Origin of the sequence: Janthinobacterium sp. GW456P (assembly GCF_002127655.1) — a bacterium.
Classification (GTDB): domain Bacteria; phylum Pseudomonadota; class Gammaproteobacteria; order Burkholderiales; family Burkholderiaceae_D; genus Janthinobacterium.
This window is the reverse complement of record NZ_NEHB01000069.1, coordinates 1-792: the sequence shown is the minus strand read 5'-3', so window position 1 is coordinate 792 and position 792 is coordinate 1. Positions and strand designations below refer to the sequence as shown.

Below are 792 nucleotides of genomic sequence, written 5' to 3'. Positions count from 1 at the left end.
TGGGAGCGGGTTTTACCAGAAGTAGGTAGCTTAACCGCAAGGAGGGCGCTTACCACGGTAGGATTCGTGACTGGGGTGAAGTCGTAACAAGGTAGCCGTATCGGAAGGTGCGGCTGGATCACCTCCTTTCTAGAGTTTGCACGAACCGGGTAACTGGTTCACGCATCAAATGTTCACACTTATCGACTGTTAGCTGAAGAAGAAACAGTAGTCGTCAGTAGCACCGCGTTGGGGCTGTAGCTCAGCTGGTTAGAGCACCGTGTTGATAACGCGGGGGTCGTTGGTTCGAGTCCAACCAGCCCTACCAGTAAGACCCGAGTCGTAGAAATATCCTGGGGGATTAGCTCAGCTGGGAGAGCACCTGCTTTGCAAGCAGGGGGTCGTCGGTTCGATCCCGTCATCCTCCACCAAAGTTTTACCGAAAGTGCAAATGTAAGCCAGTCAAACAGACCCGGTTTAGATTTGATCTTTTAGCGATCAAAGCTGTTTCGTTCTTTAACAATCTGGAAGAAGTAAAGATTATTTATTGATCGGTTTGCGGTAAAACGCAGATCGATGGGTAATGATTGTATGTATCAACAAACAAGCAACAACGTTGTACTTTCTTATCCCTGTAGCGCTCTTTCATTATGAAAATGATGAGAGGCTAACGTTATAGGGACAAGCGAATAAGTGCACATGGTGGATGCCTTGGCGATTACAGGCGATGAAGGACGTAGTAGCTTGCGATAAGCTGCGGGGAGTGAGCAAACACACTTTGATCCGCAGATTTCCGAATGGGGCAACCCACCA

General features: G+C 48.6%; 2 tRNA genes and 2 rRNA genes. All 4 read left to right on the top strand.

The features are described from left to right. Positions 1-129 (top strand): 16S ribosomal RNA (locus tag CBW66_RS28235); the annotation flags it as partial. A 101-nt stretch (positions 130-230) separates the two neighbouring features. Then, a tRNA-Ile gene (locus CBW66_RS28230) sits at positions 231-307 on the top strand. A gap of 27 nt (positions 308-334) precedes the next feature. Then, positions 335-410, top strand: a tRNA-Ala gene (locus CBW66_RS28225). Positions 411-658: 248 nt separating this feature from the next. Next, a 23S ribosomal RNA gene (locus CBW66_RS28220) occupies positions 659-792 on the top strand; the annotation flags it as partial.